The 24,767-nt window shown below is 55.8% G+C and carries 31 protein-coding genes and 1 tRNA gene; 21 read left to right on the top strand and 11 right to left on the bottom strand.

Features of this window, described 5'->3' with window-relative positions; genetic code table 11:
• The first annotated feature begins 2 nt into the window (after positions 1-2).
• The 14 genes from AB7E06_RS08260 (at position 3) to tatC (ending at position 9,223) form a co-directional block, all read left to right on the top strand.
• A complete protein-coding gene (locus AB7E06_RS08260) occupies positions 3-251 on the top strand; it encodes a BolA family protein (RefSeq protein WP_009455487.1) in 249 nt (82 codons plus the stop codon).
• Positions 244-1,503: a UDP-N-acetylglucosamine 1-carboxyvinyltransferase gene (murA, locus tag AB7E06_RS08255; RefSeq protein ID WP_094197987.1), complete on the top strand. Its 1,260-nt coding sequence runs from the start codon at positions 244-246 to the stop codon at positions 1,501-1,503. Before AB7E06_RS08260 ends, murA begins: the two co-directional genes overlap by 8 nt.
• Positions 1,503-2,177 (top strand): ATP phosphoribosyltransferase, encoded by a 675-nt coding sequence (gene hisG / locus AB7E06_RS08250; protein ID WP_094197988.1) that lies wholly within the window; start codon positions 1,503-1,505, stop codon positions 2,175-2,177. Before murA ends, hisG begins: the two co-directional genes overlap by 1 nt.
• A gap of 129 nt (positions 2,178-2,306) precedes the next feature.
• The gene (gene hisD, locus AB7E06_RS08245) at positions 2,307-3,611 is read left to right on the top strand and encodes a histidinol dehydrogenase (protein ID WP_427956214.1); all 1,305 of its coding nucleotides are present in this window, start codon (positions 2,307-2,309) and stop codon (positions 3,609-3,611) included.
• Positions 3,612-3,636: 25 nt separating this feature from the next.
• Entirely contained in the window at positions 3,637-4,224 is a 588-nt protein-coding gene (gene hisB / locus AB7E06_RS08240) for an imidazoleglycerol-phosphate dehydratase HisB (RefSeq protein ID WP_094197990.1), read from the top strand.
• A gap of 20 nt (positions 4,225-4,244) precedes the next feature.
• On the top strand, positions 4,245-4,892 hold the full coding sequence (gene hisH, locus AB7E06_RS08235; protein WP_094197991.1) for an imidazole glycerol phosphate synthase subunit HisH: 648 nt from the start codon (positions 4,245-4,247) through the stop codon (positions 4,890-4,892).
• Between the two features lie 77 nt (positions 4,893-4,969).
• Complete coding sequence (gene hisA, locus AB7E06_RS08230) at positions 4,970-5,710, top strand: 1-(5-phosphoribosyl)-5-[(5-phosphoribosylamino)methylideneamino]imidazole-4-carboxamide isomerase (protein ID WP_094197992.1); 741 nt, start codon at positions 4,970-4,972, stop codon at positions 5,708-5,710.
• Complete coding sequence (hisF, locus tag AB7E06_RS08225) at positions 5,707-6,498, top strand: imidazole glycerol phosphate synthase subunit HisF (protein WP_427956209.1); 792 nt, start codon at positions 5,707-5,709, stop codon at positions 6,496-6,498. The genes hisA and hisF overlap by 4 nt, the downstream gene beginning before the upstream one ends.
• Positions 6,498-6,902: a phosphoribosyl-AMP cyclohydrolase gene (gene hisI / locus AB7E06_RS08220; RefSeq protein WP_108728395.1), complete on the top strand. Its 405-nt coding sequence runs from the start codon at positions 6,498-6,500 to the stop codon at positions 6,900-6,902. Before hisF ends, hisI begins: the two co-directional genes overlap by 1 nt.
• Entirely contained in the window at positions 6,899-7,252 is a 354-nt protein-coding gene (locus tag AB7E06_RS08215) for a phosphoribosyl-ATP diphosphatase (protein ID WP_094197995.1), read from the top strand. Before hisI ends, AB7E06_RS08215 begins: the two co-directional genes overlap by 4 nt.
• A gap of 83 nt (positions 7,253-7,335) precedes the next feature.
• Complete coding sequence (locus AB7E06_RS08210) at positions 7,336-7,704, top strand: histidine triad nucleotide-binding protein (RefSeq protein WP_094197996.1); 369 nt, start codon at positions 7,336-7,338, stop codon at positions 7,702-7,704.
• 12 nt (positions 7,705-7,716) lie between these two features.
• The gene (gene tatA, locus AB7E06_RS08205) at positions 7,717-7,950 is read left to right on the top strand and encodes a Sec-independent protein translocase subunit TatA (RefSeq protein WP_094197997.1); all 234 of its coding nucleotides are present in this window, start codon (positions 7,717-7,719) and stop codon (positions 7,948-7,950) included.
• A gap of 17 nt (positions 7,951-7,967) precedes the next feature.
• Positions 7,968-8,459: a Sec-independent protein translocase protein TatB gene (tatB, locus tag AB7E06_RS08200; RefSeq protein WP_125277144.1), complete on the top strand. Its 492-nt coding sequence runs from the start codon at positions 7,968-7,970 to the stop codon at positions 8,457-8,459.
• Positions 8,456-9,223, top strand: coding sequence for a twin-arginine translocase subunit TatC (gene tatC / locus AB7E06_RS08195; protein ID WP_094197999.1), 768 nt, complete (start codon positions 8,456-8,458; stop codon positions 9,221-9,223). The genes tatB and tatC overlap by 4 nt, the downstream gene beginning before the upstream one ends.
• Before the next feature lie 245 nt (positions 9,224-9,468).
• Here the strand turns inward: tatC and AB7E06_RS08190 are convergent, their stop codons facing one another.
• Complete coding sequence (locus tag AB7E06_RS08190; RefSeq protein WP_427956202.1) at positions 9,469-10,635, bottom strand: S1C family serine protease; 1,167 nt, start codon at positions 10,633-10,635, stop codon at positions 9,469-9,471.
• Between the two features lie 25 nt (positions 10,636-10,660).
• On the opposite strand from AB7E06_RS08190, the gene AB7E06_RS08185 reads away from it, so the two are divergent.
• Positions 10,661-11,437, top strand: a complete 777-nt coding sequence (locus AB7E06_RS08185) for a Nif3-like dinuclear metal center hexameric protein (RefSeq protein WP_094198001.1) — start codon at positions 10,661-10,663, stop codon at positions 11,435-11,437.
• A gap of 181 nt (positions 11,438-11,618) precedes the next feature.
• Here the strand turns inward: AB7E06_RS08185 and mscL are convergent, their stop codons facing one another.
• Entirely contained in the window at positions 11,619-12,074 is a 456-nt protein-coding gene (mscL, locus tag AB7E06_RS08180) for a large conductance mechanosensitive channel protein MscL (protein ID WP_094198457.1), read from the bottom strand.
• A gap of 126 nt (positions 12,075-12,200) precedes the next feature.
• On the opposite strand from mscL, the gene petA reads away from it, so the two are divergent.
• The 5 genes from petA (at position 12,201) to AB7E06_RS08155 (ending at position 16,325) form a co-directional block, all read left to right on the top strand.
• Positions 12,201-12,845 carry a ubiquinol-cytochrome c reductase iron-sulfur subunit gene (gene petA, locus AB7E06_RS08175; RefSeq protein ID WP_094198002.1) on the top strand — a complete coding sequence of 215 codons (645 nt, stop codon included), beginning with the start codon at positions 12,201-12,203 and terminating at the stop codon, positions 12,843-12,845.
• A 50-nt stretch (positions 12,846-12,895) separates the two neighbouring features.
• Positions 12,896-14,284 carry a cytochrome b gene (locus tag AB7E06_RS08170; protein WP_094198003.1) on the top strand — a complete coding sequence of 463 codons (1,389 nt, stop codon included), beginning with the start codon at positions 12,896-12,898 and terminating at the stop codon, positions 14,282-14,284.
• 19 nt (positions 14,285-14,303) lie between these two features.
• On the top strand, positions 14,304-15,158 hold the full coding sequence (locus tag AB7E06_RS08165) for a cytochrome c1 (RefSeq protein ID WP_094198004.1): 855 nt from the start codon (positions 14,304-14,306) through the stop codon (positions 15,156-15,158).
• A 126-nt stretch (positions 15,159-15,284) separates the two neighbouring features.
• Positions 15,285-15,893 (top strand): glutathione S-transferase N-terminal domain-containing protein, encoded by a 609-nt coding sequence (locus AB7E06_RS08160; RefSeq protein ID WP_094198005.1) that lies wholly within the window; start codon positions 15,285-15,287, stop codon positions 15,891-15,893.
• 6 nt (positions 15,894-15,899) lie between these two features.
• Positions 15,900-16,325, top strand: a complete 426-nt coding sequence (locus AB7E06_RS08155; RefSeq protein ID WP_094198006.1) for a ClpXP protease specificity-enhancing factor — start codon at positions 15,900-15,902, stop codon at positions 16,323-16,325.
• Positions 16,326-16,493: 168 nt separating this feature from the next.
• On the opposite strand, the gene cysW is transcribed toward AB7E06_RS08155, so the two are convergent.
• Genes cysW through cysP form a run of 3 tightly spaced genes read right to left on the bottom strand, consistent with a single transcriptional unit; the run spans position 16,494 to position 19,231 of the window.
• On the bottom strand, positions 16,494-17,336 hold the full coding sequence (gene cysW / locus AB7E06_RS08150; protein WP_094198007.1) for a sulfate ABC transporter permease subunit CysW: 843 nt from the start codon (positions 17,334-17,336) through the stop codon (positions 16,494-16,496).
• Positions 17,333-18,223, bottom strand: a complete 891-nt coding sequence (gene cysT, locus AB7E06_RS08145) for a sulfate ABC transporter permease subunit CysT (protein ID WP_121739843.1) — start codon at positions 18,221-18,223, stop codon at positions 17,333-17,335. The genes cysW and cysT overlap by 4 nt, the downstream gene beginning before the upstream one ends.
• Positions 18,224-18,226: 3 nt before the next feature.
• A complete protein-coding gene (gene cysP, locus AB7E06_RS08140; protein WP_094198009.1) occupies positions 18,227-19,231 on the bottom strand; it encodes a thiosulfate ABC transporter substrate-binding protein CysP in 1,005 nt (334 codons plus the stop codon).
• A gap of 247 nt (positions 19,232-19,478) precedes the next feature.
• Between cysP and AB7E06_RS08135 the strand changes: the two genes are divergently transcribed.
• Positions 19,479-19,554 (top strand) — tRNA-Thr (locus AB7E06_RS08135).
• A 68-nt stretch (positions 19,555-19,622) separates the two neighbouring features.
• Here the strand turns inward: AB7E06_RS08135 and AB7E06_RS08130 are convergent.
• The 6 genes from AB7E06_RS08130 to AB7E06_RS08105 all read right to left on the bottom strand — a co-directional run bounded on the left by AB7E06_RS08130 (position 19,623) and on the right by AB7E06_RS08105 (position 24,760).
• On the bottom strand, positions 19,623-19,994 hold the full coding sequence (locus AB7E06_RS08130; RefSeq protein WP_376912705.1) for a GFA family protein: 372 nt from the start codon (positions 19,992-19,994) through the stop codon (positions 19,623-19,625).
• A gap of 85 nt (positions 19,995-20,079) precedes the next feature.
• Entirely contained in the window at positions 20,080-21,213 is a 1,134-nt protein-coding gene (locus AB7E06_RS08125; protein WP_321268544.1) for an alpha-hydroxy acid oxidase, read from the bottom strand.
• 466 nt (positions 21,214-21,679) lie between these two features.
• On the bottom strand, positions 21,680-22,630 hold the full coding sequence (locus AB7E06_RS08120) for a 2-hydroxyacid dehydrogenase (RefSeq protein ID WP_427956192.1): 951 nt from the start codon (positions 22,628-22,630) through the stop codon (positions 21,680-21,682).
• Entirely contained in the window at positions 22,627-22,956 is a 330-nt protein-coding gene (locus tag AB7E06_RS08115; protein ID WP_094198015.1) for an NIPSNAP family protein, read from the bottom strand. The genes AB7E06_RS08120 and AB7E06_RS08115 overlap by 4 nt, the downstream gene beginning before the upstream one ends.
• Before the next feature lie 15 nt (positions 22,957-22,971).
• The gene (locus AB7E06_RS08110) at positions 22,972-24,264 is read right to left on the bottom strand and encodes a TRAP transporter large permease (protein ID WP_094198016.1); all 1,293 of its coding nucleotides are present in this window, start codon (positions 24,262-24,264) and stop codon (positions 22,972-22,974) included.
• Positions 24,257-24,760, bottom strand: a complete 504-nt coding sequence (locus AB7E06_RS08105) for a TRAP transporter small permease (RefSeq protein WP_234354354.1) — start codon at positions 24,758-24,760, stop codon at positions 24,257-24,259. The genes AB7E06_RS08110 and AB7E06_RS08105 overlap by 8 nt, the downstream gene beginning before the upstream one ends.
• Positions 24,761-24,767: the final 7 nt, after the last annotated feature.

The following is a 24,767-nucleotide window of genomic DNA, read 5'->3' as shown; positions in this document are numbered from 1 at the left end:
TCATGTTGCCGACTCCCGAACAAGTTCACCAATACATTGCCGACAACCTGCCCTGTGAACACTTGCAAGTGCAAGGCGATGGTTCGCACTTTGAGGCCCTGATCGTCAGCACCGCCTTTGAAGGCAAACGCCTGATTGCGCGTCACCAACTGGTCTACAAGGCCCTGGGTGACCGGATGAAAGCTGAAATCCACGCCCTGTCCATGCGCACGCTGACCCCCGACGAATACAAGGCCAATCCGAATGGATAAATTACGCATCACAGGCGGACAACGCCTCAATGGCGAGATCACCGTCTCTGGCGCCAAAAACGCTGCTCTGCCTATTCTGTGCGCCAGTTTGCTGACTGCCGATACGGTGTACCTGGACAATGTCCCGCGTCTGCGCGATATCGACACCACCCTGAAGCTCTTGGGCCAGTTGGGTGTCACCCAGGAGCGCAATGGCACGCTGGAGCTTAATGCAGGCAACATCACCAATCTGGAAGCGCCCTACGAACTGGTGAAAACCATGCGCGCCTCGATTCTGGTGCTGGGCCCCCTGCTGGCCCGCTTTGGCCAGGCCCGCGTCAGCCTGCCCGGTGGTTGCGCCATTGGCCAACGCCCGGTAGATCAGCACATCAAGGGTCTGGCTGCCATGGGTGCAGAAATCCATGTCGAGCATGGCTTTGTGAATGCCCGCGCCAAACGCTTGCGTGGTGCAGTGGTGCGCACGGACATGGTGACAGTCACCGGCACCGAAAACCTGATGATGGCCGCTGTCCTGGCAGAAGGCCAAACCATTCTGGAGAACGCGGCCCGCGAACCAGAAATTATTGATCTGGCCGAGCTGCTGATCAAGATGGGCGCCAAGATCCAGGGCCACGGCACCGACCGCATCGTCATTGACGGTGTCGAACGCCTGCACGGTGCCAAGCACACCATCTGCCCCGACCGTATTGAAGCCGGCACCTTCCTGTGTGCTGTTGCCGCTACCGGTGGCGAACTGACCTTGCGCAATACCGATGCTGACGCCATGGGCGCCACGCTGGACAAGCTGCGCGAAGCCGGTCTGCACATTGAAACCGGCCCAGACTGGATCAAGGCCAGCATGAATGGTCGCCCCAAGGCCGTTAGCTTTCGCACCAGCGAATATCCCGGTTTCCCTACCGACATGCAGGCTCAACTGATGGCCTTGAACACCATTGCCGACGGCACCGCCTCGGTTGTGGAAACCATCTTTGAAAATCGCTACATGCACGTGCAGGAATTGAACCGTCTGGGTGCACAGATTGATATCGAAGGCCATATGGCCGTGGTTACCGGCGCCCCCTACCTGACGGGCGCTACCGTCATGGCAACCGACCTGCGTGCGTCGGCCAGTTTGGTCATTGCGGGTCTGGCTGCTCGGGGTGACACCACCGTCGAACGCATCTACCATCTGGACCGTGGCTACGACCGTATGGAAGCCAAGCTTCAAGCCGTAGGCGCCAACATCGAGCGAATCAGCAGCAAGGAAACCTAATGAGCCCCGCCGGTTTAAATCAACCTCTGACGCTGGCCTTGTCCAAAGGCCGGATTTTTGACGAAACCCTGCCTTTGCTGGAAGAGGCGGGCATCAAAGTGCTGGAAAGCCCGGAAACGTCGCGCAAACTGATCCTGCCCACCAATAATCCGGACCTGCGTCTGATTATTGTGCGTGCCACGGACGTGCCGACCTACGTGCAATACGGTGCCGCCCATATCGGGATTGCCGGCAAGGACGTGTTGTACGAGCACATGGAACAGCACCCCGGCGGTCTATACCAGCCCGTGGATCTGAACATTGCCCGTTGCCGTCTGTGCGTAGCCGTGGCGGAGGGCTTTGACTACCATTCGGCTGTCAAACAAGGTTCGCGCTTGCGTATCGCAACCAAATACACGCGCGCGGCTCGCGAACACTTCGCCAGCAAAGGCGTGTACGTGGACCTGATCAAGCTATATGGCTCCATGGAGCTGGCCCCGCTGGTCGGTCTGGCTGACGCCATTGTGGATCTGGTCTCCAGCGGCGGCACCCTGCGTGCCAACAAGCTAGTGGAAGTGGAAGACATCACCCCCATCTCCTCACGTTTGATCGTCAATCAAGCTGCCATGAAAAACCGTGGTACCCAGCTACAACCCCTGATCGACGCTTTCTCTCGCGCCTCGGTGGACGAGTAAAATCTCCCCTGCTTCTTGCAGGGGACAAACAGCCGAACAATCCTGCTTGCGCAAAAGACGCAGACCGCCTTTTGCGCAAGCGAAATGTTATACACTGGCCCTTGATCCTTAGCTTTTTCCTATAGCGACATGTCACTGATCCATCGCCTGAACTCTCAATCCGCCCAGTTCGATGCCGAACTGCGCACGCTACTGGCTTACGAAGCGTCTGAAGACGCGTCTATCGAGCACGCTTGTGCCGAGATTCTGCATCGTATCCAGCATGAGGGAGACACGGCCTTGTTGGATTACACCCAGCGCTTTGACCGACTGGCCGTTGAACAGGCTTCGGCACTGGAAATTTCTAAAAAAGAGCTGTTTGCAGCCCTGGACAGCCTGCCCGCCGATCAGCGCAAGGCACTGGAGCAGGCCGCCGAGCGCGTGCGCCGTTATCACGAACATCAACGTGCCCAAACCTGGACCTACACAGAAGCCGACGGCACCGTGCTGGGCCAGCAAGTCACCCCCTTGGACCGTGTGGGACTGTATGTTCCCGGTGGCAAGGCCGCTTACCCCTCCTCGGTTCTGATGAACGCCATTCCCGCCAAAGTGGCGGGTGTTCCTGAACTGATCATGGTCACGCCTACACCCGATGGCGTGCGCAACCCTATCGTGCTGGCCGCCGCCGCCCTAGGTGGTGTCGATCGCGTGTTCACCATTGGTGGCGCACAAGCCGTGGGCGCCTTGGCTTACGGCACGGATACCATTCCTGCGGTGGACAAGATTGTCGGCCCCGGCAACGCCTATGTAGCCGCTGCCAAACGCCGCGTCTTTGGTGTGGTGGGTATCGACATGATTGCCGGCCCCTCCGAAATCCTGATCATCAGCGACGGCAGTGCTCCGGCCGACTGGGTGGCCATGGACCTGTTCTCCCAGGCCGAACACGACGAGCTGGCCCAGGCCATCTTGCTGTGCCCCGATGCCGACTTTCTGGATCAGGTTGAAGCCGCTATCGAACGCTTGTTACCCACCATGCCACGCGAGGACATCATCCGTCGCAGCCTGTCTGGCCGGGGAGCCCTGATCCACGTCCGCGATCTGGACGAGGCCTGTCAGATCAGCAACCATATCGCGCCGGAACACCTGGAAGTCTCTACCCGGAACGCCCAGGACTTGTTGGGCAAAATCCGCCATGCTGGCGCCATTTTCCTAGGCCCCTACAGCTCCGAATCGCTGGGCGATTACTGTGCCGGGCCTAACCATGTCCTGCCGACGGCACGCACTGCGCGTTTCTCGTCACCGTTGGGCGTCTACGATTTCCAGAAACGCAGCAGCATTATTCAGGTTTCAGAATCAGGCGCCCAGACACTGGGACCCATAGCCGCTACGCTGGCACAAGGCGAGGGCCTGTACGCCCACGCTGCCAGCGCGCAATTCCGATTGAACCAATCCTGATACCGGCCTTGCCGCCGGCTCTGATATGCGTACCGCCGAGATTACCCGCAATACCAATGAAACCCGCATCCGCGTGGCCGTTAACCTGGACGGCACCGGCCGTCACTCGCTCAACAGCGGTGTGCCTTTTCTGGACCACATGCTGGACCAGATTGCCCGCCACGGTCTGATCGACTTGGATGTGCACTGTGAGGGCGATACCCACATCGACGACCACCATACCGTCGAAGATATCGGCATTGCGCTGGGCCAGGCATTTGCCAAGGCTGTCGGTAGCAAAGCCGGTCTGCGCCGCTATGGCCACTCCTACGTGCCGCTGGACGAAGCCCTGTCGCGCGTCGTCGTGGACTTCTCCGGTCGCCCTGGTCTGTTTTATTTTGTGCCCTTTACCCGCGCACGAATCGGTCAGTTCGATGTAGACTTGGCACGCGAGTTTTTCCAGGGTTTTGTCAACCACGCCCTGGTTTCTATGCACATCGATAACCTGCGCGGCGAAAACGCACATCATCAGTGCGAAACCGTGTTTAAAGCCTTTGGTCGAGCATTGCGTATGGCTCTGGAGCTGGACCCACGTAGCGAAGGCGTGGTGCCTTCGACCAAAGGGGTTCTGTAAACGTCCTTTGGACACACATCGTGACCACTATCGCTATTGTCGATTACGGTTCGGGCAACATCTTCTCGGTTGCCCGGGCACTGCATGCCGCTGCACCTGATGCGCGCATTGTTCTTGCTCAAACTCCTCAAGCCATTCTGGATGCGGACCGGGTTGTATTACCCGGCCAGGGAGCCATGCCCGATTGCATGGCCCACCTGGACCAATCCGGTTTGCGCGATGCCTTGCTGACTGCAGCCCGCAGCAAACCTTTATTAGGTATCTGCGTAGGCGAACAAATGCTGTTCGACTCCAGTCAGGAAGGCAATGTCCCCTGTTTAGGTCTGATTCCCGGCCAAGTGCGCCGTTTTGAGGGCCCAAACTACAAAAGCAGCGACCACGCCTCCGGCACCGGGCTGAAAGTGCCCCATATTGGCTGGAACCGCGTACACCAGACTCAAGACCACCCCTTATGGGCTGGCATTGAAGATGGCGCGTTCTTTTACTTTGTGCATAGCTACTTTGTCGATCCGCTGCATATAGATCAAACTTGTGGTTCGACGCACTATGGCCAACGCTTTACCTCGGCGATCGCAAACGCTAATATTTTTGCGTTGCAATGCCATCCTGAGAAAAGTGCGGACAACGGCCTGCAACTGTTCCGGAATTTCGCCAACTGGAAGCCATGATTTTTCAATAAAGCTTCCTGGCGTCTTTTCGACTTTTTCCGACCCAGTATTTCTTACGTTTTTTACGGCTAAAGACCATGCTTTTGATTCCCGCCATCGACCTTAAAGACGGGCGTTGTGTGCGCCTTCGCCAGGGTGACCTGGACGACGCCACTATTTTCTCGGATGATCCGGCCAAAATAGCAACACAGTGGCTCGAGCAAGGGGCCCGGCGCCTGCATCTGGTGGACTTGAACGGCGCTTTTGCCGGCAAGCCCAAGAACAGCGAAGCCATCAAATCCATTATTGCGGCCATTGACGGTGAGATTCCCGTACAGATCGGGGGCGGTATCCGCGATCTGGACACCATCGAACGTTACCTGGACGCCGGAATGAGCTATGTCATTGTTGGCACAGCCGCCGTCAAAAGCCCAGGTTTCCTGCAGGACGCTTGCAGCGCTTTTCCTGGCAGCATCATTGTTGGCCTGGACGCCCGTGACGGCAAAATCGCCACCGATGGCTGGAGCAAGCTGACACGCCACGACGTACTGGACCTGGCCAAGAAATTTGAAGACTACGGCTGCGAATCCATTATCTATACGGATATTGGCCGCGACGGCATGTTGACAGGCGTCAATATCGAAGCCACCGTCAAACTGTCTCAGCACGTCAAGATTCCTGTGATCGCCTCGGGCGGCGTCACCAACCTGAAAGACATCGAAGACCTGTGTGCTGTCGAGCACGAAGGGATTGAAGGTGTCATTTTGGGGCGCAGCATTTATGAAGGCACCCTGGATTTTGCCGAGGCACAAACGTTTGCTGACGAGTACCCGGCATGAGCCAGGTTGCTACCAACGAATTAGCCTGCCGCATTATCCCCTGTCTGGATGTCACCGCCGGTCGCGTGGTCAAAGGGATCAACTTTGTGGATCTGGTCGATGCCGGAGACCCGGTAGAGATCGCCCGCAAATACAACGACCAAGGTGCCGATGAGCTGACCTTCCTGGACATTACCGCCACCTCGGACAACCGGGATCTGATCTTGCCGATCATCGAACAGGTGGCCAGCCAGATTTTCATTCCGCTGACAGTCGGTGGCGGTGTCCGTGAAGTCACGGACATCCAGCGCCTGCTCAATGCCGGTGCGGACAAGGTGTCCATTAACAGCGCCGCCATCAGCAACCCTGATCTGGTGCGTGCTGCCAGCGATCACCACGGCACGCAGTGCATGGTTGTCGCCATTGATGCTCGCCGTGTCAGTGCCGAAAACGAAGCTCCCCGCTGGGAAGTCTTTACTCACGGCGGCCGTCGTGGAACGGGTCTGGATGTCGTGGAATGGGCAGCCCGCATGGCCGACTATGGCGCAGGCGAGCTGCTGCTGACCAGCATGGACCGCGACGGCACCAAATCCGGCTTTGATCTGGAACTGACCCGTGCCGTATCCGATGCGGTCTCCGTGCCCGTTATCGCCTCTGGCGGCGTGGGTGGCCTGCAAGACCTGGCCGACGGCGTGATCAAAGGTGGTGCTAGTGCCGTGCTGGCCGCCAGCATCTTCCACTATGGTCAACACACTATTGCCGAAGCCAAGGATTTCATGGCTGCGCAAGGTATTCAGGTGCGACGCTAATGGCAGACTTACCGGCCTGGCTGGCTGAAATCCGCTTTGATGAACAAGGTCTGATCCCTGCGATTGCACAGGACCAGGCCACGGGCAAAATCCTGATGGTCGCCTGGATGAACCAGGAGTCCCTGCAAGAGACCGTCAGTACTGGCCGTGCCGTGTACTGGTCGCGTTCCCGCCAGCGCCTGTGGCGCAAAGGCGAGGAATCCGGCCATGTGCAGCATGTCAGCGACTTGCGCCTGGACTGCGACGGCGATGTTATTTTGCTCAGCGTGGAACAGCTTGGTCAGATTGCCTGTCATACGGGACGTGAAAGCTGCTTTTATCGCCAGTTGCAAGGCCAGAGCGATCAAGCACAATGGGTGGTGGTTGATCCCGTCCTGAAAGACCCGGAGCATATTTACCGATGAACGAACAACCTACTGTCGAGACTATTCTCGATCATCTTGGCCGCACTCTGAAGTCCCGTTTGCCGGCACAAGGCGGGGACCCTTCCTCGTCCTATGCCGCCAAGCTTCTGGCCAAAGGGCCGGATGCGTTCTTGAAGAAGATCGGCGAGGAGGCAACCGAGTTGGTCATGGCGGCTAAGGATCAGGAGCGCGAACGCATTGTCTGCGAAACCGCAGACCTGTGGTTTCATAGCCTGGTGGCCCTGACCTATTATGGTCTAGAGCCTCGTGATGTCCTGACAGAGCTGCTGCGCCGTGAAGGCACATCGGGATTGGAAGAAAAAGCTTCGCGACCTAAGGATCAAGCGTAATCCTGTCATCTAGTCGCGCTACACTGTCCTAATACCTAGATTTTCAGCATTCGCCCAGCGAGTGCTTCGCTACCGAGGTTGCTATGAGCGAGAACTGTCTTTTCTGTAAAATTGCTGCCGGTCAGATCCCGTCCAAAAAGGTATACGAGGACGAGGATTTTCTGGCATTTCACGACATCAACCCAGCGGCTCCTATTCATATTCTGGTCATTCCCAAAAAACACGTCGTCTCCATGCAGGACGTATCGGACCAGGATAGCGAATGGTTGGGTAAAATGATGGCTTTGGCTCCTTCCCTGGCCGCAAAGGCTGGTTGTCGCCCCGGCCCAGAAGGCGGTTTCCGCATTGTCATCAACAACGGTTTGGATGGCGGGCAGGAAATCAACCATTTACACATGCACATCTTGGGCGGTGAGCGCCCATGGCAACAACGCGCAGCCATGGCTGCTTAAGGGAGATACATTATGGGTAGCTTTAGCATTTGGCACTGGTTGATCGTTCTGGTCATCGTCGCCCTGGTTTTCGGCACCAAAAAACTGCGTAACATCGGCTCGGATCTGGGCGGTGCAGTCAAAGGTTTTAAAGAAGGCATGAAAGAAGTTGGCGACGACGAGAAAAATCCCGAGTCTGTCAGCCAGCGTACGGCAGATCCCCAAACAATCGATGTGCAGGCAAAGGAAAAGTCCGATCGCACCTGACTTTTACGTGAGTCTCCATGTTTGATATCAGCTTTACTGAGCTACTCCTGATTGGTGTAGTTGCTTTGATCGTTATCGGTCCGGAGCGCCTTCCCAAAGTGGCTCGCACGGCCGGGCATCTGCTTGGCCGCGCTCAGCGTTACGTCACCGAGGTCAAATCCGATATCCAACGTGAAATCAATCTGGATGAGGTCAATAAGCTCAAAGACCAGATGGAGGACGCTGCGCGTTCGGTACGCAGCTCGGTCCAGGACACAGGCAAAAGCCTGAGCCAGCCTCTGACCGAAGCGCGCGACACGCTACAAAATGCGTCGGAGTCCGCACGTAAGGCCTTTTCAGATACCGCTGACAGCGCGACTACAACGCCCGACGCCGCTTTAACAGAACCGGCTGCCAGCCAGCCAAGCACGGATGCAGCCGCCCCACCAGCGCCTAGCGCGCCTGCCAGTGACGACGCTCCCCGTCCTACGGATGCTCCCGCCCACCCCGCTAAAGGACCTACGGCATGAGCACCGACGCGCCTCAAGAAGACACCTTTATCTCTCACCTGGTAGAGCTGCGCACACGCCTGTTACGCGCCGTTATTGCCGTGGTGGGAATTTTTATCGTGTTGTTTACCTATCCGGGTGCCTCGGCCATTTACGATGTGTTGGCACAGCCCATGATGAGCTCGCTGCCCGAGGGCACACGCATGATCGCCACGGGGGTAATTACCCCTTTCATGGTGCCGGTCAAAGTCACCCTGATGGCAGCCTTCGTGCTGGCCTTGCCGATTGTGCTTTATCAGGCATGGGCCTTTATTGCGCCTGGCTTGTATAACCACGAGAAGAAACTGGCGTTGCCCCTGATCATGACCAGCACCTTGCTGTTCATCGCTGGCATGGCATTTTGTTATTTCGTGGTGTTCCGCACCGTTTTCCATTTCATCGCCACGTTTGCCCCACAATCGATTACGCCAGCTCCGGACATCGAAGCCTACCTGGGTTTTGTCATGACCATGTTCCTGGCATTTGGCATTACATTTGAAGTGCCGATCGCAGTGATCTTGCTGGTAAAAACAGGCGTTGTGACGGTAGCCAAGCTGCGTGAAATCCGTGGCTATGTCATTGTGGGTGCCTTTGTCATCGCTGCTATTGTTACTCCACCGGACGTGGTCAGCCAGCTTCTGTTAGCAACTCCGCTATGCCTGCTCTATGAGTTAGGGATTCTGGCCGCCAGCCTGATCAAAAAACGAGAAACGGAAAGCAGCGAAGGCCGTGAGCTGGACCTGTAAAACGGTCAAAGCAACATCGGTCTGTACACGCTAGGTTTTTGTCAGTGCAGGCCCAAAAATGGCTCTCTTGCCCTGCTCCAAAAAGAGCAGTCCTAGAGAGCCATTCTTTTATAGACGCGTTGCAAAGCCCTTGTGCCGCTACGATCTGTAAAACAGCCAAAAACCGGTACAGCCCTCAAGGCCATGGCCCTTCAACCCTTCTTCGAGGGGCACCCCACCAGGAAAAAGCAGGGAAGCTGCTGACCTTACTTGCGCACCTGAGGCCGCATACCAACCTTGACAGGAACATCCAGCTCCTTGCCATCGCGCAGCACACGTAACGTCACGGTCTGTCCAGGTTGCACGGGGCCAATCTGGTTGAGCAGATCAATTGAATCGGTCACTGACTGACCATTCAACCCCAACACGATATCCCCAACCAGCAAATGGGCCTCGGCAGCCGGGCCATGACGCTGCACGCTGGCAATAATCACACCCGCATCACTTTTCAGCTTGAAGCTCTTGACCAAGTCTGGCGTGATGTCCTGCGGCTCCAGCCCCAGCCAACCCCGCGTCACTTCTCCATTACGAATGATCTCGTCCATAATGGCCAGCGCTGTCGAAGCAGGAATGGCAAAGCCGATTCCCAGCGACCCTCCGGTTTCAGAATAAATAGCGGTATTGATCCCCACCAGTCGGCCCGTCACATCCACCAAGGCACCACCAGAATTGCCCGGATTGATTGCCGCATCTGTCTGGATAAAGTTCTCGTAAATATTGATACCCAGGCGATTGCGCCCCAGCCCCGACACAATACCCATTGTGGTGGTTTGCCCCACTCCGAAAGGGTTGCCGATAGCCAGTACGACATCTCCCACCTGCAACTGATCCTGGGACTGTGTCCGGATCACCACCAGTTTGGGCAGATCGATCTTGAGCACAGCCAGATCGCTTTCCGGGTCCGAACCAATCAAGCGAGCCTTGGCCTGACGCCCATCCGACAAGGCCACCTCAATGGCTTCGGCCGCCTCGATCACATGGTAATTGGTCAGGATATAGCCTTGTTCGTGTACGATCACGCCCGAGCCCAGGTTGATTGTGGAGCGACGCCCCATCAGATCAGGCAGTTCACGGAACAGACGTTGCAAATCGGGGTCTTCCAGCAAGGGAGAATTGCCTTCCAAATACTTGCTGGTGTACACATTAACGACAGCCGGCGCGGCCTGGGTGACCGCCGAGGCATAAGACAAGGGGCTCTCCTGGGCGACAGGGGCCAGTAAAGAAGGAACCGGTGCCGGCATGACCACCGCATCAGTTGTGCGCACGGGTAACTGGGGTGCTCCCAACCACTGAGGCCTGAATGTCACCACAATAAAAAAACCCGCTAAGCAGATCGTCACCGCTTGAGCAAATACTAGCCACAATCGACGCATAGCACTCTTTCAGATAAGGATTTCCATGACTCAGGTTTCAACGGCAGAACTGGCCAACTGGCTCAATAGCACCTTGGATATCACCCGTTTCAAAGACTACTGTCCCAATGGGCTCCAGGTCGAAGGCAAGCCCTATATTGGCAAACTTGTCACCGGCGTAACGGCCTCGCTGGCGCTGATTGATGCCGCTATTGCCCGCCAGGCGGACGCAATTTTGGTACACCACGGCTGGTTCTGGAAAAACGAGAACCCATGTATTGTTGGCACCCGAAAAACTCGTATCGAACGCGTCCTGTCGCATCAGCTTAACCTCTTGGGCTATCACCTGCCCCTGGATGCGCATCCCGAGTTTGGCAACAACGCTCAACTGGCTCGGCAATTAGGCATTGAGGTGCTCCGTGATGCAAACGGCTTGGCACAAACCTGTGGCCCGGACGGACTGGTCTGGCTGGGTGAACTGCCTGCCCCCGTTTCACTGGAAACATTCGGCCTGACAGTTTGCAATAACTTACACCGCAAACCACTAATTGTTGGTGATTTACAACGAAAAGTCCGCCGAATCGCGTGGTGCACGGGAGGCGCACAGGGTTTTATTGATAGTGCCGTTGCCGCCCAAGCCGATCTTTATATCAGCGGTGAGGCCTCAGAACAGACCTTTCACAGCGCACAGGAAAACAATATTGCCTTCATGGCTGCCGGTCACCATGCCACCGAACGCTACGGTGCCAAAGCTCTGGGTGAGGAAATTGCGCGTCAATTTGGTATTGAGGTCGAGTTCATCGACATGGACAACCCGATCTGACTTCACCAAAAACCAGCACATATGACCTTGAACAAGCTTTAAAGCCCCGCATGGCTAGACAAGCCCAGGCCAGGAAAGGCTAAAATCAGGCATCCGGCGCGGGCAAACTTGGCCCTGCCGGTGGGTTTACATAAACAAAAGGTGCCGAAAGGCACCTTAAAGCTTTGATACGTTTGGGCTTTTATTTTTTCAGCGAATCCCTGATCTCACGCAGCAACAGCACGTCTTCAGGGGTTGGCGCGGGAACGACTTCCGCTGCTTCTTCCTTGGCCACCGTGGCGCGCATACGGTTAATCATCTTGACCATGCAAAACACCACGAAGGCCAGCAAGATGAAGTTGATCAAAATGGTCAGGAAGCTACCCCACGAAAGAACAACAGCCCCTGCCGACCTCAAAGCTTCCAGGGTTTCTGGGCCGGTAAAGCCCTCTGGTCTACGCAAGACTGTGAACTGATTGGTAAAATTCACCTCGCCGCCAAGGATGAAACTGATGACGGGCATGATGATGTCTTTTACCAGCGAGTCGATAATCTTGCCGAAAGCAGCGCCAATAATGACACCGACCGCAAGGTCCATCATGTTGCCTTTAACGGCGAACTCCCGGAATTCGTTCAGGAAACCTCGAGCCTTGTTCATATGTTCACCTTTGATCAAGTTATGCTGCGCTGGGTAACGCGTATAATGTGCGGTTGAATAATATACCCAGGCCCAAATCCGTAAATTGTGGTATTGCCCGAGCCGGGCAGGAATAAGGATACTAGAATGAGTCAGAACACGACACAGCCCGATGCCAGAGGCGCGGTTGATTTCAATCTTCCGCCCGATCCTTCGCGCCGCACCTGGGTCGCCACCGCCTGTGCATTAGGTGGTGTTGCTGGTGTGGCAACAGCTGTTCCCTTTGTCAGCTCCTTTGCTCCTTCGGAGAAAGCAAAAGCGGCCGGCGCTCCCGTAGAGGTTGATATTTCCAATATCGCCCCCGGTCAGATGCGCACCGTTGAATGGCGCGGGAAACCGGTCTGGATTCTGCACCGCACCCAAGAGCAACTGGACGCCCTGCCCAAGCTCGATAGCCAACTGGCCGACCCTGACTCGGACCGTCCCGGCTACACCCCCGCGTACGCCAAGAACGAATACCGTTCGCGTCGCCCTGAAATCTTTATCTGTATCGGTATTTGCACCCACCTGGGTTGCTCCCCTACCCCGCATCTGGCCGCTGGCGCTGGCGCCGGTCTGCCCGGTGGTTGGGAAGGCGGCTTTCTGTGCCCCTGCCACGGCTCCACGTTTGACCTGGCCGGCCGGGTCTACAGCAACAAGCCTGCTCCGGACAATCTGGAAATCCCGCCCTACGAGTTCTCGGCCGACGGCACGATGGTTACCATCGGCGTAGACGAAAACAACAAGGCCTAAGGCGGCTGTAACCCAATACGTACTATTTAAAAAGATAAAGGAGCCGTTTCATGGCTGGCGAGAAAACCGTCGAAACGACAGGACTCTTGGGATGGATTGACAGGCGCTTCCCCCTGACATCCATGTACAAAGAGCACATGTCAGAATATTACGCGCCGAAGAACTTCAACTTCTGGTACTTCTTTGGTTCCCTGGCACTGCTGGTGCTGGTCATCCAGATTGTGACTGGTATTTTTCTGGTCATGAACTACAAGCCTGATGCCAAACTGGCCTTTGAGTCGGTTGAGTACATCATGCGCGAAGTGCCCGGTGGCTGGATCATCCGCTACATGCACTCCACAGGCGCTTCCATGTTCTTCGTGGTGGTGTACCTGCACATGCTGCGCGGCTTGTTCTACGGTTCTTACCGCAAGCCTCGTGAACTGGTGTGGATCTTTGGCGTTGCCATTTTCCTCTGTCTGATGGCTGAAGCCTTCATGGGCTACCTGCTGCCATGGGGCCAGATGTCCTACTGGGGCGCCCAGGTGATTGTTAACCTGTTCTCGGCCATTCCTTTCATTGGTCCTGACCTGGCTATTTTCATCCGTGGTGACTACGTGGTGTCCGACGCCACCCTGAACCGCTTCTTTGCGCTGCACGTCATTGCTGTGCCTCTGGTCCTGCTGGGCCTGGTTGTGGCTCACCTGATCGCGCTGCACGAAGTCGGTTCCAACAACCCTGACGGTATCGAAATCAAGAACGGCCCCAAAGACGCACAAGGTCGTCCTTTGGATGGCATTCCCTTCCACCCCTACTACTCGGTACACGACATCCTGGGTGTGGCTGGCTTCCTGATTGTGTTTGCCGCGATTGTGTTCTTTGCCCCTGAAATGGGCGGCTACTTCCTGGAGTTCAACAACTTCAGCCCAGCCGATGCGCTAAAGACTCCTCCACACATTGCGCCTGTCTGGTACTTCACGCCTTTCTACTCCATGCTGCGTGCCACAACCGCTGACTTTACCTGGGTTCTGGCCGGTGCTTCCGTGCTGGGCGCGCTGGTGCTGTTCGTCAAAGGCAAGCTGCCCGGTATCTGGCGTCTGGCTGTTCCAGCCATCCTGATCGCTGTTGCTGTGTTGCTGCGTGTTATCGACGCCAAGTTCTGGGGCGTGGTGGCCATGGGTGGTACGGTCGTGATCCTGTTCTTCCTGCCTTGGCTGGACAAATCGCCTGTGAAGTCGATTCGTTACCGTCCTACCTGGCACAAAGTGCTGTACGCGATTTTCATCATCAACTTCCTGATCTTGGGTTACCTGGGCACGCAGGCCCCGAACGACTTGTTCAACCTGCTGAGCCAGATCGGTACGGTGATCTACCTGGCATTCTTCCTGTTGATGCCAGTATGGAGCCGCATGGGTACATTCAAACCCGAACCTGATCGCGTGACTTTCCGCCCTCACTAGGCCCCCAACACGAAACGGAATGACCATGATTAAAAAACTGCTTGGCGCTCTGGCCTTGTCCCTTACCTGCACGGTGGCTGTGGCCGCCGAAGGTGGCTATGCCCTGGAGCGCGCGCCCGACCGCATGAATGACATGGCGGCTTTGCAAAATGGCGCAAAACTGTTTGTGAACTACTGTCTGAACTGTCATAGCGCCAACTCCATGCGCTACAACAAGCTGACAGATATCGGCCTGACCGAAGAAGACATCAAGAAAAACTTGCTGTTCTCCTCGGACAAGGTGGGTGATCTGATGAAGATCGCCATGACCCCGGAAATGGGCAAAAAATGGTTTGGTGCTGCTCCTCCTGACCTGTCCGTGATTGCACGTGCCAAGTCCACCAACCTGGGCCCTAGCGGCGCAGACTACATCTACACCTACCTGCGCACTTTCTACCGTGACGCATCCCGTCCTACAGGCTGGGATAACCTGGTTTTCCCAAGCGTGGGTATGCCTCACGCCATGTGGGAGCGCCAAGGTGGTGTGACTTTGCACCGTACGACCGTGGCTGAAACCGCCAAAGACGATGGCAGCAAAGAGTGGGTCAAGACAGTCGCCAGCTACGATCCCGCCGGCTTCTCGTCCGTCAAGACAGAAGTATTGGACAATTACACTGGCCATGCCTCCGACTCGGTCAAGCTCGAGCCTGTCAATGCCAAGATGGCTGCCAAGTACGACAGCGATGTCGCCGACCTGGCCAACTTCATGGACTGGATGGCAGAACCTGTGCAACTGGAGCGCAAGAAAATTGGTGTGGGCGTAATCCTGTTCCTGCTCTTGTTCTTTGCCGTTGCATGGCGCCTGAACAGCGTTTTCTGGAAAGACATCAAGTAAAACGCTATGCTAGACGGGCAGGCCTAACTAGCCTGCCCGGCTTTTTATTGTTAAAACCCTCTGCAGGGTTTTAAGTTCTGAGCCGTGAGGCTCTTGTTTTTATTTCTACGACTGGAATCTCCTACCATGATGGTGCTCTACTCTGGAACAACTTGCCCATTCTCACAGCGCTGCCGTTTTGTGTTGTTTGAAAAAGGCATGGATTTCGAGATCCGCGACATCGACTTGTACAACAAGCCTGAAGATATCGCCGTCATGAACCCCTACGGACAGGTGCCCATCCTGGTAGAACGTGACCTGATCTTGTACGAATCGAACATCATCAATGAATACATTGATGAGCGTTTCCCGCATCCTCAGCTGATGCCTGCGGACCCTACCATGCGCGCCCGTACTCGCTTGTTCCTGTACAACTTCGAGAAGGAACTGTTTGTACACGTGGCTGCCCTGGAAGACCGCCGCAACACGGATGCCAAGGCACAAGAACTGGCCCGTCAGCAAATCCGCAACCACTTGTCGCAGTTGGCTCCGATCCTGCTCAAGAACAAATACATGCTGGGTGAAGAATTCTCCATGCTGGACGTGGCGATCGCTCCCCTGCTCTGGCGCCTGGACCACTACGGTATCGAACTGCCCAAGAGCGCTGCTCCTGTGCAAAAGTACGCCGAGCGCGTGTTCTCGCGTCCTGCTTACATTGAAGCGCTGACGCCTTCCGAAAAAGTCATGCGTCGCTAATTCATTATGCAAGAGACCTCTACCAAACCCTACCTGTTGCGCGCTCTACACGAATGGTGTTCCGATCACGGATACACACCACACATTGTGGTCACAGTAGACGCCAACACTGTTGTTCCACGCGGCCATATTCAGGATGGTCAAATCACCCTGAATATTGGGCATCTGGCCACCAATGGCCTGATCCTGGGTAACGATTACATTGAATTCCAGGCCCGCTTCGGCGGTGTCACGGAAGACATTTTCGTGCCCGTAGCGGCCGTATCGGCCATCTACGCACGCGAAACAGGCGCTGGCATGGGTTTTGAGGTCGTCGAATCCGAGCCTTACGCGGAAGGCGAAGCACCAGAGGCAGCCCCTGAAGCGACACCGGAAGCGCCCGTTGCCAAAAAAGACGCTGACAAGGTCTCGCACCTGAAAATCGTCAAATAAGGCGCGTTCGACGCAGACAAAAAAGGCTCCGTAAGGAGCCTTTTTTACCTCTTGGATAACCAGTTCTACTACAGATATCAAATAGTAGAACCGGTCACCCAAGCACTTGCATTGTCACTGAGCGCGGCCAAGAACACTCTCTTTAATTAAGCACGCTAAGTTCTACCCCTACTGCACCGCCTCAGCCTGATTGCGACGACGCCCAGCCGCCACACGCCACTCCAGCAGGCTCTTGAGCATCACGGACACGATGGCGAATAGAGCCAGTAGCGCAGCCGCTGTAAAGGCCGCAGCCGCCTTGTTATCGTTGTTCAACTGATCCACCAGCAGGGACAAGGTCAAGGTCTGATTCATGATGGTGCCAGACACCACGGACACCGCGCCGAACTCGCCAATCGCACGAGCATTGGTCAGCACCACGCCATACAGCAAGGCCCATTTGATATCCGGCAGCGTGACGTGCCAGAAGATCTGCCAACCATTGGCACCCAGACTTAACGCCGCCGCCTGCGCGTCCGAACCTTGCGCCTGCATGATAGGAATCAGGATACGGGCCACATAAGGCGTGGTCACAAAGATCGTGACCATCAGGATTCCCGGCCAGGCGAACATCAACTGGATATCACGTGCGCTTAACCACTGTCCCAGAGACGACTCCACACCGTAGACCACCAGATAACACAGGCCAGCTACCACCGGAGAAACCGCGTAAGGCAAATCCACCAAGGTACTGAGCAAACGGCGGCCACGAAACTCGTAATGCGTCAGACACCAGGCCAGCAGAATGCCAAAGACCATGTTCAGGGGCACCGTCAGCACCGCCACAAACAGGGTAAGCCCAATGGCGTGCAGCATGTAGTCCTCTTGCAGATTGCTCCATAAAGCTGGCAAACCATCGCCCAAGGCTTTGGAGAAGATCAGTATCAGGGGGACCACCAGCAGACCCAGCACCAAGGCAATGCCCAAGGCCAGAATCAGGCGATCAGCCGTGCTTTTAGGTGTTTTTCTCATGACGCCCTCCGCTGCCAGCCCAACAAGCGATTCTGCACTAGTTGCAAGGTGAACAGCAGCAGCAAGGAGGCGATCAAGATCACCGAGGCAATCGCCGCCGCCGCCGGATAGTTGAATTCTTGTAGGCGCACAAAAATCATCAGGGACGATACTTCGGTTTTGTAGGGAATGTTGCCAGCAATCATGATGACTGCGCCGAACTCACCCAAACTGCGGATAAAAGCCTGGGAGGCTCCCGTGACCAGCGCAGGAATCAGCGGAGGAAACACCACTTTGCTGAACGTCTGCCAGCCACTGGCACCCAGTGTGTGGGCAACCTCTTCGTACTCGGCCCCCAGCTCTTCAATCACGGGCTGCACAATACGCACCACAAAGGGCAAACTGGTGAAGGTCATGGCCAGAACAATGCCGGGGTATTGATAGGCGATCTTCCAGCCTTCCGGCAGAAACTGACCAAACCAGCCGCCGGGCACAAACAGCGTCGCCAAGGTCAAACCCGCTACCGAAGTCGGTAAGGCAAACGGCAGGTCTACCAAAGCATCGATCAGGCGACGCCCCGGAAACTCAAAGCGCGTGATGATCCAGGCAATAATGAACCCCACCACGCTAGCAGTCAGGGTGGAATAAAGGGCAGCGCTGATCGTAACCTGATAGCTGCTGACGACGCGCTTATCCGTGACCGCACGCCAATAATCGGCCAGACTCATGTCACTGACGTACATGAACAAGGCCGACAAAGGCAGCAGCACAATAATGGACAGGTACAGGACGCTAAAGCCAAAGCTCAGCCCAAAACCCGGCATGACGGGGCGACGCAGAAAAAAGAGTGGCTTTAGCGCAGTCTTCGCCCCGGAATCCTGCGCCCCGCCCACAAGAGTACGACTCATGAATTACTTGGCCAGCAACTGGTCCAACACGCCATTCGCGGCAAAGTGGCGGCTTTGAATATCAGTCCAGGAACCCAGGAGGTCGGTGGGGTTGATCAACTTGACCGGTGCGTATTTGGACTCAAACTCCTTGGCAACAGCAGGATCCGTCACACGGTAGTTGAAACCAGCCAACAGACGCTGAATCTCCGGGGTGTACTGGAACTTCAGGTATTCGGTCGCCTCCTTGCGGGTGCCCTTCTGGTCAACCACACGATCCACCACGGCTACGGGGAACTCAGCCAATACGCTGACGGGGGGCACCACCACTTCCAACTCACTGCCCTTGAATTCATCGCTGGCGGCAATATTAAGCACTTCGGATTCAAAAGTCAGCAACACATCACCCTGACCATTCTGGGCAAAAGCCACTGTCGCGCCACGGCCACCGGTGGGGAAGCTCTCGACATTAGCCAGCACCTTACCGACAAACTCTTTGATCTTGGCTTCATCACCGCCAAAGGCTTCATTGGCATACAGCCAGGACGCCAAATAGGTGTAGCGAGCATTGCCCGAGGTCTTGGGGTTCGGGAACACCAGTTTCACATCGTCACGCACCAGATCATCCCAGGACTTGATGTTCTTGGGATTGCCCTTGCGCACCAGGAAAGCGATAGTGCTGTAGTAAGGCGAGCTGTTGTTCGGGAATTTAGTGGCCCAGTCCTTGGCCACCGCGCCGCGCTCGGCCAGGAACTCAATATCGGTGACCTGGTTGAAGGTCACGGTATCGACTTTCTTACCCTGAATAATGTCCTGGGCCTGACGGGAAGTTCCGGCAAAAGACTGATCAATCTTGATGTCTTCGCCCGTAGTGGCTTTCCAGTGCTCAACAAACTTGGGGTTGATTGCCGCAAAGGTCTCGCGCGCCACATCAAACGAGGCATTCAGCAAAGAAACCTGGGCGCTGACGTTACCACCCAGCAAAGACGTCAACAACAAGGCAGAGCCAACAACAGACTTCAATTTCATGGTGTTCCCCAACGTTCCCGGACGCGGCCTTCGGAGCCCGTCACTAATGTTCAATTGCGCGCTTTCTATATAAGCACAGCTTGGATAGATCAGATTATGGGTAGGGAGAAAGGCATTTAAAACGACATTTTCATCATGCGCTTATAACCAGAACCTACTTACTGGCTGAGCCTGTGAGTCTTGGGCCACATCAATATTTTTCTGGTGATTGCTTCTTATCAAAAATTCCGGCTATAATCGTCAATTCGCCGGCTTAGCTCAGTTGGTAGAGCAGCGCACTTGTAATGCGAAGGTCGAGGGTTCAACTCCTTTAGCCGGCACCACGAATAAAACAAAACGCCAAGCTTTCAAAAGCTTGGCGTTTTGTTTTTCTGCTGTCCGAGTCTTGCTGCTAGCCAGGCGGGAACCCCTCGTACTGAATAAGCCCATCAGCAATCTCATGCCACGCGGCTTTTGAGCCCACGAAAACGTGACAAGTGGGACGCAGACCAGGGTCATCGTCCAACACCCCTAACGCCAAGCCCAGCTCTTCTGGTTTTTGATCGAATTTAGTCAAAATATTTGACCCGCACCTGGAGCAAAAACCCCGGTGCTCTCCTGGCGATGACTCATAAAACCGCAGCAGTTCCTGACCGCGACGCCAATGAAATTCCTTGGTCTTGACCTTGCCCCGCGCCCTGAATGCAGAGCCATGCGACTTACGACACATGCTGCAATGGCAATAGAGCAGGTTCGTAATAGCGCCGGTAATCTCAAAGACCACGCCTTGGCAAAGACAGCTTCCTTTCACACGCCATACATCCAAAGAGTAAGTTTCCCGCCGCAGATTTCAGCGGGCATCGGACACCTTACTCGATAGAGGATACAAGACATTGGGTCAAATCTGCCGGGCATGAAGCCCCCAATAAAATCATCGTCCGTTCCAGCTCCTGAGCGACCAAGCCCAACACGTCAAAGACGCCCTGCTCGCCGCCTTGAGCCAAACCGTAGGCGACGGCACGTCCCAGGAATGCGCCCGTCGCTCCACAAGCGATGGCCTTGGCGACATCTGCACCACGCCGAAAGCCGCTATCGATAAACACCGGCATCTGCGTTTTGACGATATCCATGATTTGCGGGAGAACGCTGATTGTTGAAGGCGCACAGTCCAGTTGTCGGCCACCGTGATTGGACACAATCAGTCCATCTACACCGTAATGCAAGGCCTGACGTGCATCTTCAGGATGGAGCACACCTTTGATCAGCAACGGGCCGTCCCACTTGGAACGCAGCCAGGAGACATCATCCCAAATCAAGCGGCGGTCCATGCTTCGCGCCAGCAGTGCTGCCTGTGCCTGAGCAGAAGTGGCTCCTTGCGTGGGCATCAGGTTGACAAACTGGGGTTGGCCGGCCAAAGCCTGACGCCACAGCCAGCGGGGCTGCGAAGCCATATCCAACAATAAGCGGGGGCCTGGACGAAACGGCAATTTGAAACCGTGGCGTATGTCCTTTTCTCTATAACCACCTACAGGCACATCGACGGTCAAAACCAAGGCTTCGAACCCGGCTTGGCGGGCGCGATCCAGAATGGAATTGGCCATGCCCCTGTCTTGCATCACATACAACTGCATCCAGCATGGGCCTTCGCAGACTTCACGCACCTGCTCCAAAGGGCTATTGGAGGCAGTGGACAAAATGTACGGCAAGCCCGCCTTGCCTGCGGCACGCGCTGCGTGCAGATCCCCACGTGGACGCACGACATCGATCAAGCCAACGGGAGCGACACCAAAAGGCGCAGCCCATCGGCGTCCAAAGACCTCTATTTCTGTTGATACCGCCGACGTATCACGCAAACTGCGTGGCGACAAAGTCAGCGTCTGCAAATCTGCCTGATTACGAGCCAGACAGAGTTCGTCTTCTGCCCCACCAGCAACATAGTCATAGACAAAGCGTGGCAGGCTGCTTTGGGCCGCTACCTGAAAATCTTGAATATTGAGCCGCATGATGCAAGCTGCCTCCCACCTGATGCCGGGCGTACAAGGCCCGATTCAATTTAATTGTTTAAGCATCAAGTATATAGTTGAAAGCACCGCTCCATGCAAAGAAAACACGTCTGTTTCTGCTCAGCCAAAGGAGAACGTGTTGGCAAGAACAAGCGACCAAGCTGACGACGGGCAGACGGAGGATCGTATAAGGGGCGACCAAGCAGATACGCCGACACCTTGGCTAGCTAACTCCTGCTCGTCACGGACTTCCCACTAATACGACCCATCTCCAGATTCGGTATTTGGTCATTAGTCGAAAGCAGAGCGATTACTCCAACCCTGTAAATAGGGCAACTTCATGACCTGGTGCTTAACAGGTACTCAAAACTTTGCAAACCAGGCAATACTGGCTAACACTGGCTCAGAAAGAAGCAGCAGTTCAAGCCAGAAGCTTGAAACCGCTGCGTTATTCCTGAGGCAGTCTTTACAATCTAACCGGCGTCACAAGACTGCCTTGCGTAAGGTAACTCTCAGCATTCTTTAACACCAGCTCGCACATGGCGGCACGGGTTTCACGGGTTGCGCTCCCTACATGAGGCAGCACGACTACCCGCTCGTTACTTAACAACTCGGCAGGCACATCGGGTTCGTTCTCGAACACATCCAATCCGGCGCCGCCTAATTGGCCATGCTCAAGAGCCGCCACCAAGGCTTTTTCATCCACCACAGAGCCGCGAGCGACATTGACCAGGTAGCCGTTGGGCCCCAAGGCTCTCAAGACCTCGGCAGACACCAGATGGTAAGTTTGCGGGCTGCCGGGGCAAGCCACGATGAGGAAATCGCACCATTGCGCCAAAGCCAGCAATGAAGGCTCGTGCTGCCAAGGCAACTCGGGTTTGGCACTACGTGTGTGATAGCGGATCTCCATATCAAAGCCGATAGCGCGACGCGCAATAACCTGCCCGACTCGTCCCATACCCAGCATGCCCAGGCGCTTGCCACTGACCCGAGTGCTGGGCATGGTCGGGCCGACACGAGGCCAGTCACCACGCCGGACATGTCGGTCGGAAGCCGAAATGCCACGCACCACATCGATCAACAAACCAATCGCCAAGTCGGCCACGCAGTCGTTAAGAACGTCTGGAGTATTGCTCAGCATCACCCCACGCGCACGGACTGCATCCAGGTCGATGGCATCGTAGCCCACGCCCAGGCTACAAATAGCCTTCAAATTAGGCAGTGCCTCAATCAGCCCCTTGTCTGCGCCCTGCGTTCCTGTGGTGACCAGCACCGTAAACTCGCCGCCACGCTCACGCAAGAACAGCGCTTGATCGGGCGCATCACTCAGGGTTTCAACCGGACACAAGGCAGGCAGTTTGCCCGCCAGAGGAGGCGGCAAGGGGCAGGCTTGAAGAATCTTCGGGTTCATGGTCATGCTTCGCTTGTAAAGACGTCGAAATCAACTTGTTTAAGCAGGGCATTGCTCTGGCGTATGACATGACCGGCAGCACAGGCCTTGCGACGATAAGCCAACCAGCGCGGGTCAGCCTCCAGTGCGTTACGACGGGCTTCCCGGTCAGCCATATCCTTGTATGCCCACAGATGCACCACCTGATTCAGTTCGCCTACTTCCGTGGTGTAGTAGCCGTGACAAGCGCCCAGATGTTCGATTTGTACGGCACGCCCTTGCGTTGCATACAGGGACAGGAAGTCGCGCAGCAGGCCGGTAGGGATGGTATAGGTTCTTTGGTCGATAATCATGTTGCGAATCCGTTTTTATCCAAGGTATTTGGGCAAGAGCAGCGAAATAACTGGAAAAGCCAAGAGCACCGCCAGGCGGAAAATATCCGCTACCACAAAAGGCAAGACTCCCCGATACAGCGTGCCCATCTTCACGTCGGGCAGCAGGCTTTTCAGCACCATGACGTTCATGCCCACAGGCGGGGTGATGAAACTGATTTCTGTGACCACCACTACGATGATGCCGAACCAGACCAGATCAAAGCCCAGGTGCTGCACCAGCGGGTAGAAAATAGGCACGGTCAGCAAGACCATGGACATGCTCTCCAACACACTGCCCAGCACGATATAAATCGCGCAAATCAGCAAAATCACCACGATCGGGCTCATCTCGAACTGCTGCACCCAGTCCTGCAAGTCGCTGGGCATGGAGGTGAAATTGATAAAGCTGGAAAACAGCAAGGCGCCGATCAGCACCAAGAACAACATGCCCGTCGTACGCGCCGACTCAACCAGCACATTGGACAGTGTCTGCCAGGTCAAACGGCCACGCAGCAGCGCGAACAGAAAGGCACCGCAAGCACCAATCCCAGCCGCTTCAGTAGAGCTAAATACCCCGCCATAAATGCCGCCCATCACGATAATGAACAACACCAGCACCCCCCAGACATCGCGCAGCGCACTCAAACGCTCTTTCCAACTCATGCGTTCACCGGGAGGCCCGGCATTAGGGTCGCGCCAGATCGTCCATCTGACCGCCAAGAGGTAGAGACCCACAGCCAACAGGCCGGGCAGAACACCGGCGGCAAACATCTTGCCTATGCTTTGTTCGGTCAAGATGGCGTAGACCACCATCACAATTGAGGGTGGAATCAGAATGCCCAGCGTGCCACCCGCAGCGATCGAACCAGAAGCCAAGGCACGGCTGTAACCGAGCCTACGCATTTGCGGGTAGGCCACTTTGGACATGGTGGCCGCCGTCGCCAGACTGGAGCCACACACCGCGCCAAAACCACCACAGGCCACTACCGTAGACATGGCCAGCCCACCCTTTCTATGCCCCAAAAACGCATAGGCGGCAGCGTAAAGCTCTTTGGACAATTTGGCTTGAGTAATGAAGTTACCCATCAAGATGAACAGCGGCAGCACCGACAGCAAATATTGAAAACCGCTTTCACGCACCACTGCGCCGGTCATGGCGTAGGCCGAGGGCCAGTTGCGCATGATGCCAACACCGATAAAACCCACCAGGGCCATGGAAAACGCTACGGGCACCCGCAGGAAGATCAAAAGGAGCATGGCGGCAAAGCCAATCAGCGCTTCAGTCATTCTGTGCCTCTTGTTCCAGATGGGCCGTCTTTGCGTTCCTGCTCCGGCCAAGCTGCCCCAACTCCACCAGTGTGTTGACGAACAGCATGATGCTCATGAAGTAAACAACCGGAGCCAATGGCAGCCCCAGCAAGGTGGTCTGATCAGCGTACTCGGCCGCCGACTCGGCTTGTGTCCAACTGACCATAGCCAGCAAGGCACTGATCCCCGCTGCCAGCAAGTGGCTGGAGATATGAACGACTCGCGCCCCCCTATCCCCACCGGGAACGGGCACCAGGTCGACCACAATGTGTTCACGCGCCATGGTGGCAAAGACAATGCCGCAGAAGATCACCCCCACCATGAGTATTTCCGTCAGTTCTACCGCACCCATCACCGACACGTTGAAAATGTAGCGTCCTAGCACATCGGCCAAAGTCAGCAAGGCCAGCGAGACCATGCATAACTCAGTCAGACGCCGAAGACCCGCTCTTAATAAAGAGAGAATGGAGTTCATGCTTTGT

This window comes from Alcaligenes sp. (assembly GCF_050255915.1).
In the GTDB taxonomy this organism is placed as follows: Bacteria; Pseudomonadota; Gammaproteobacteria; order Burkholderiales; family Burkholderiaceae_B; genus Alcaligenes; species Alcaligenes aquatilis.
The sequence above is the reverse complement of the archived record's forward strand: the minus strand, read 5'-3'. Positions and strand labels throughout refer to the sequence as shown.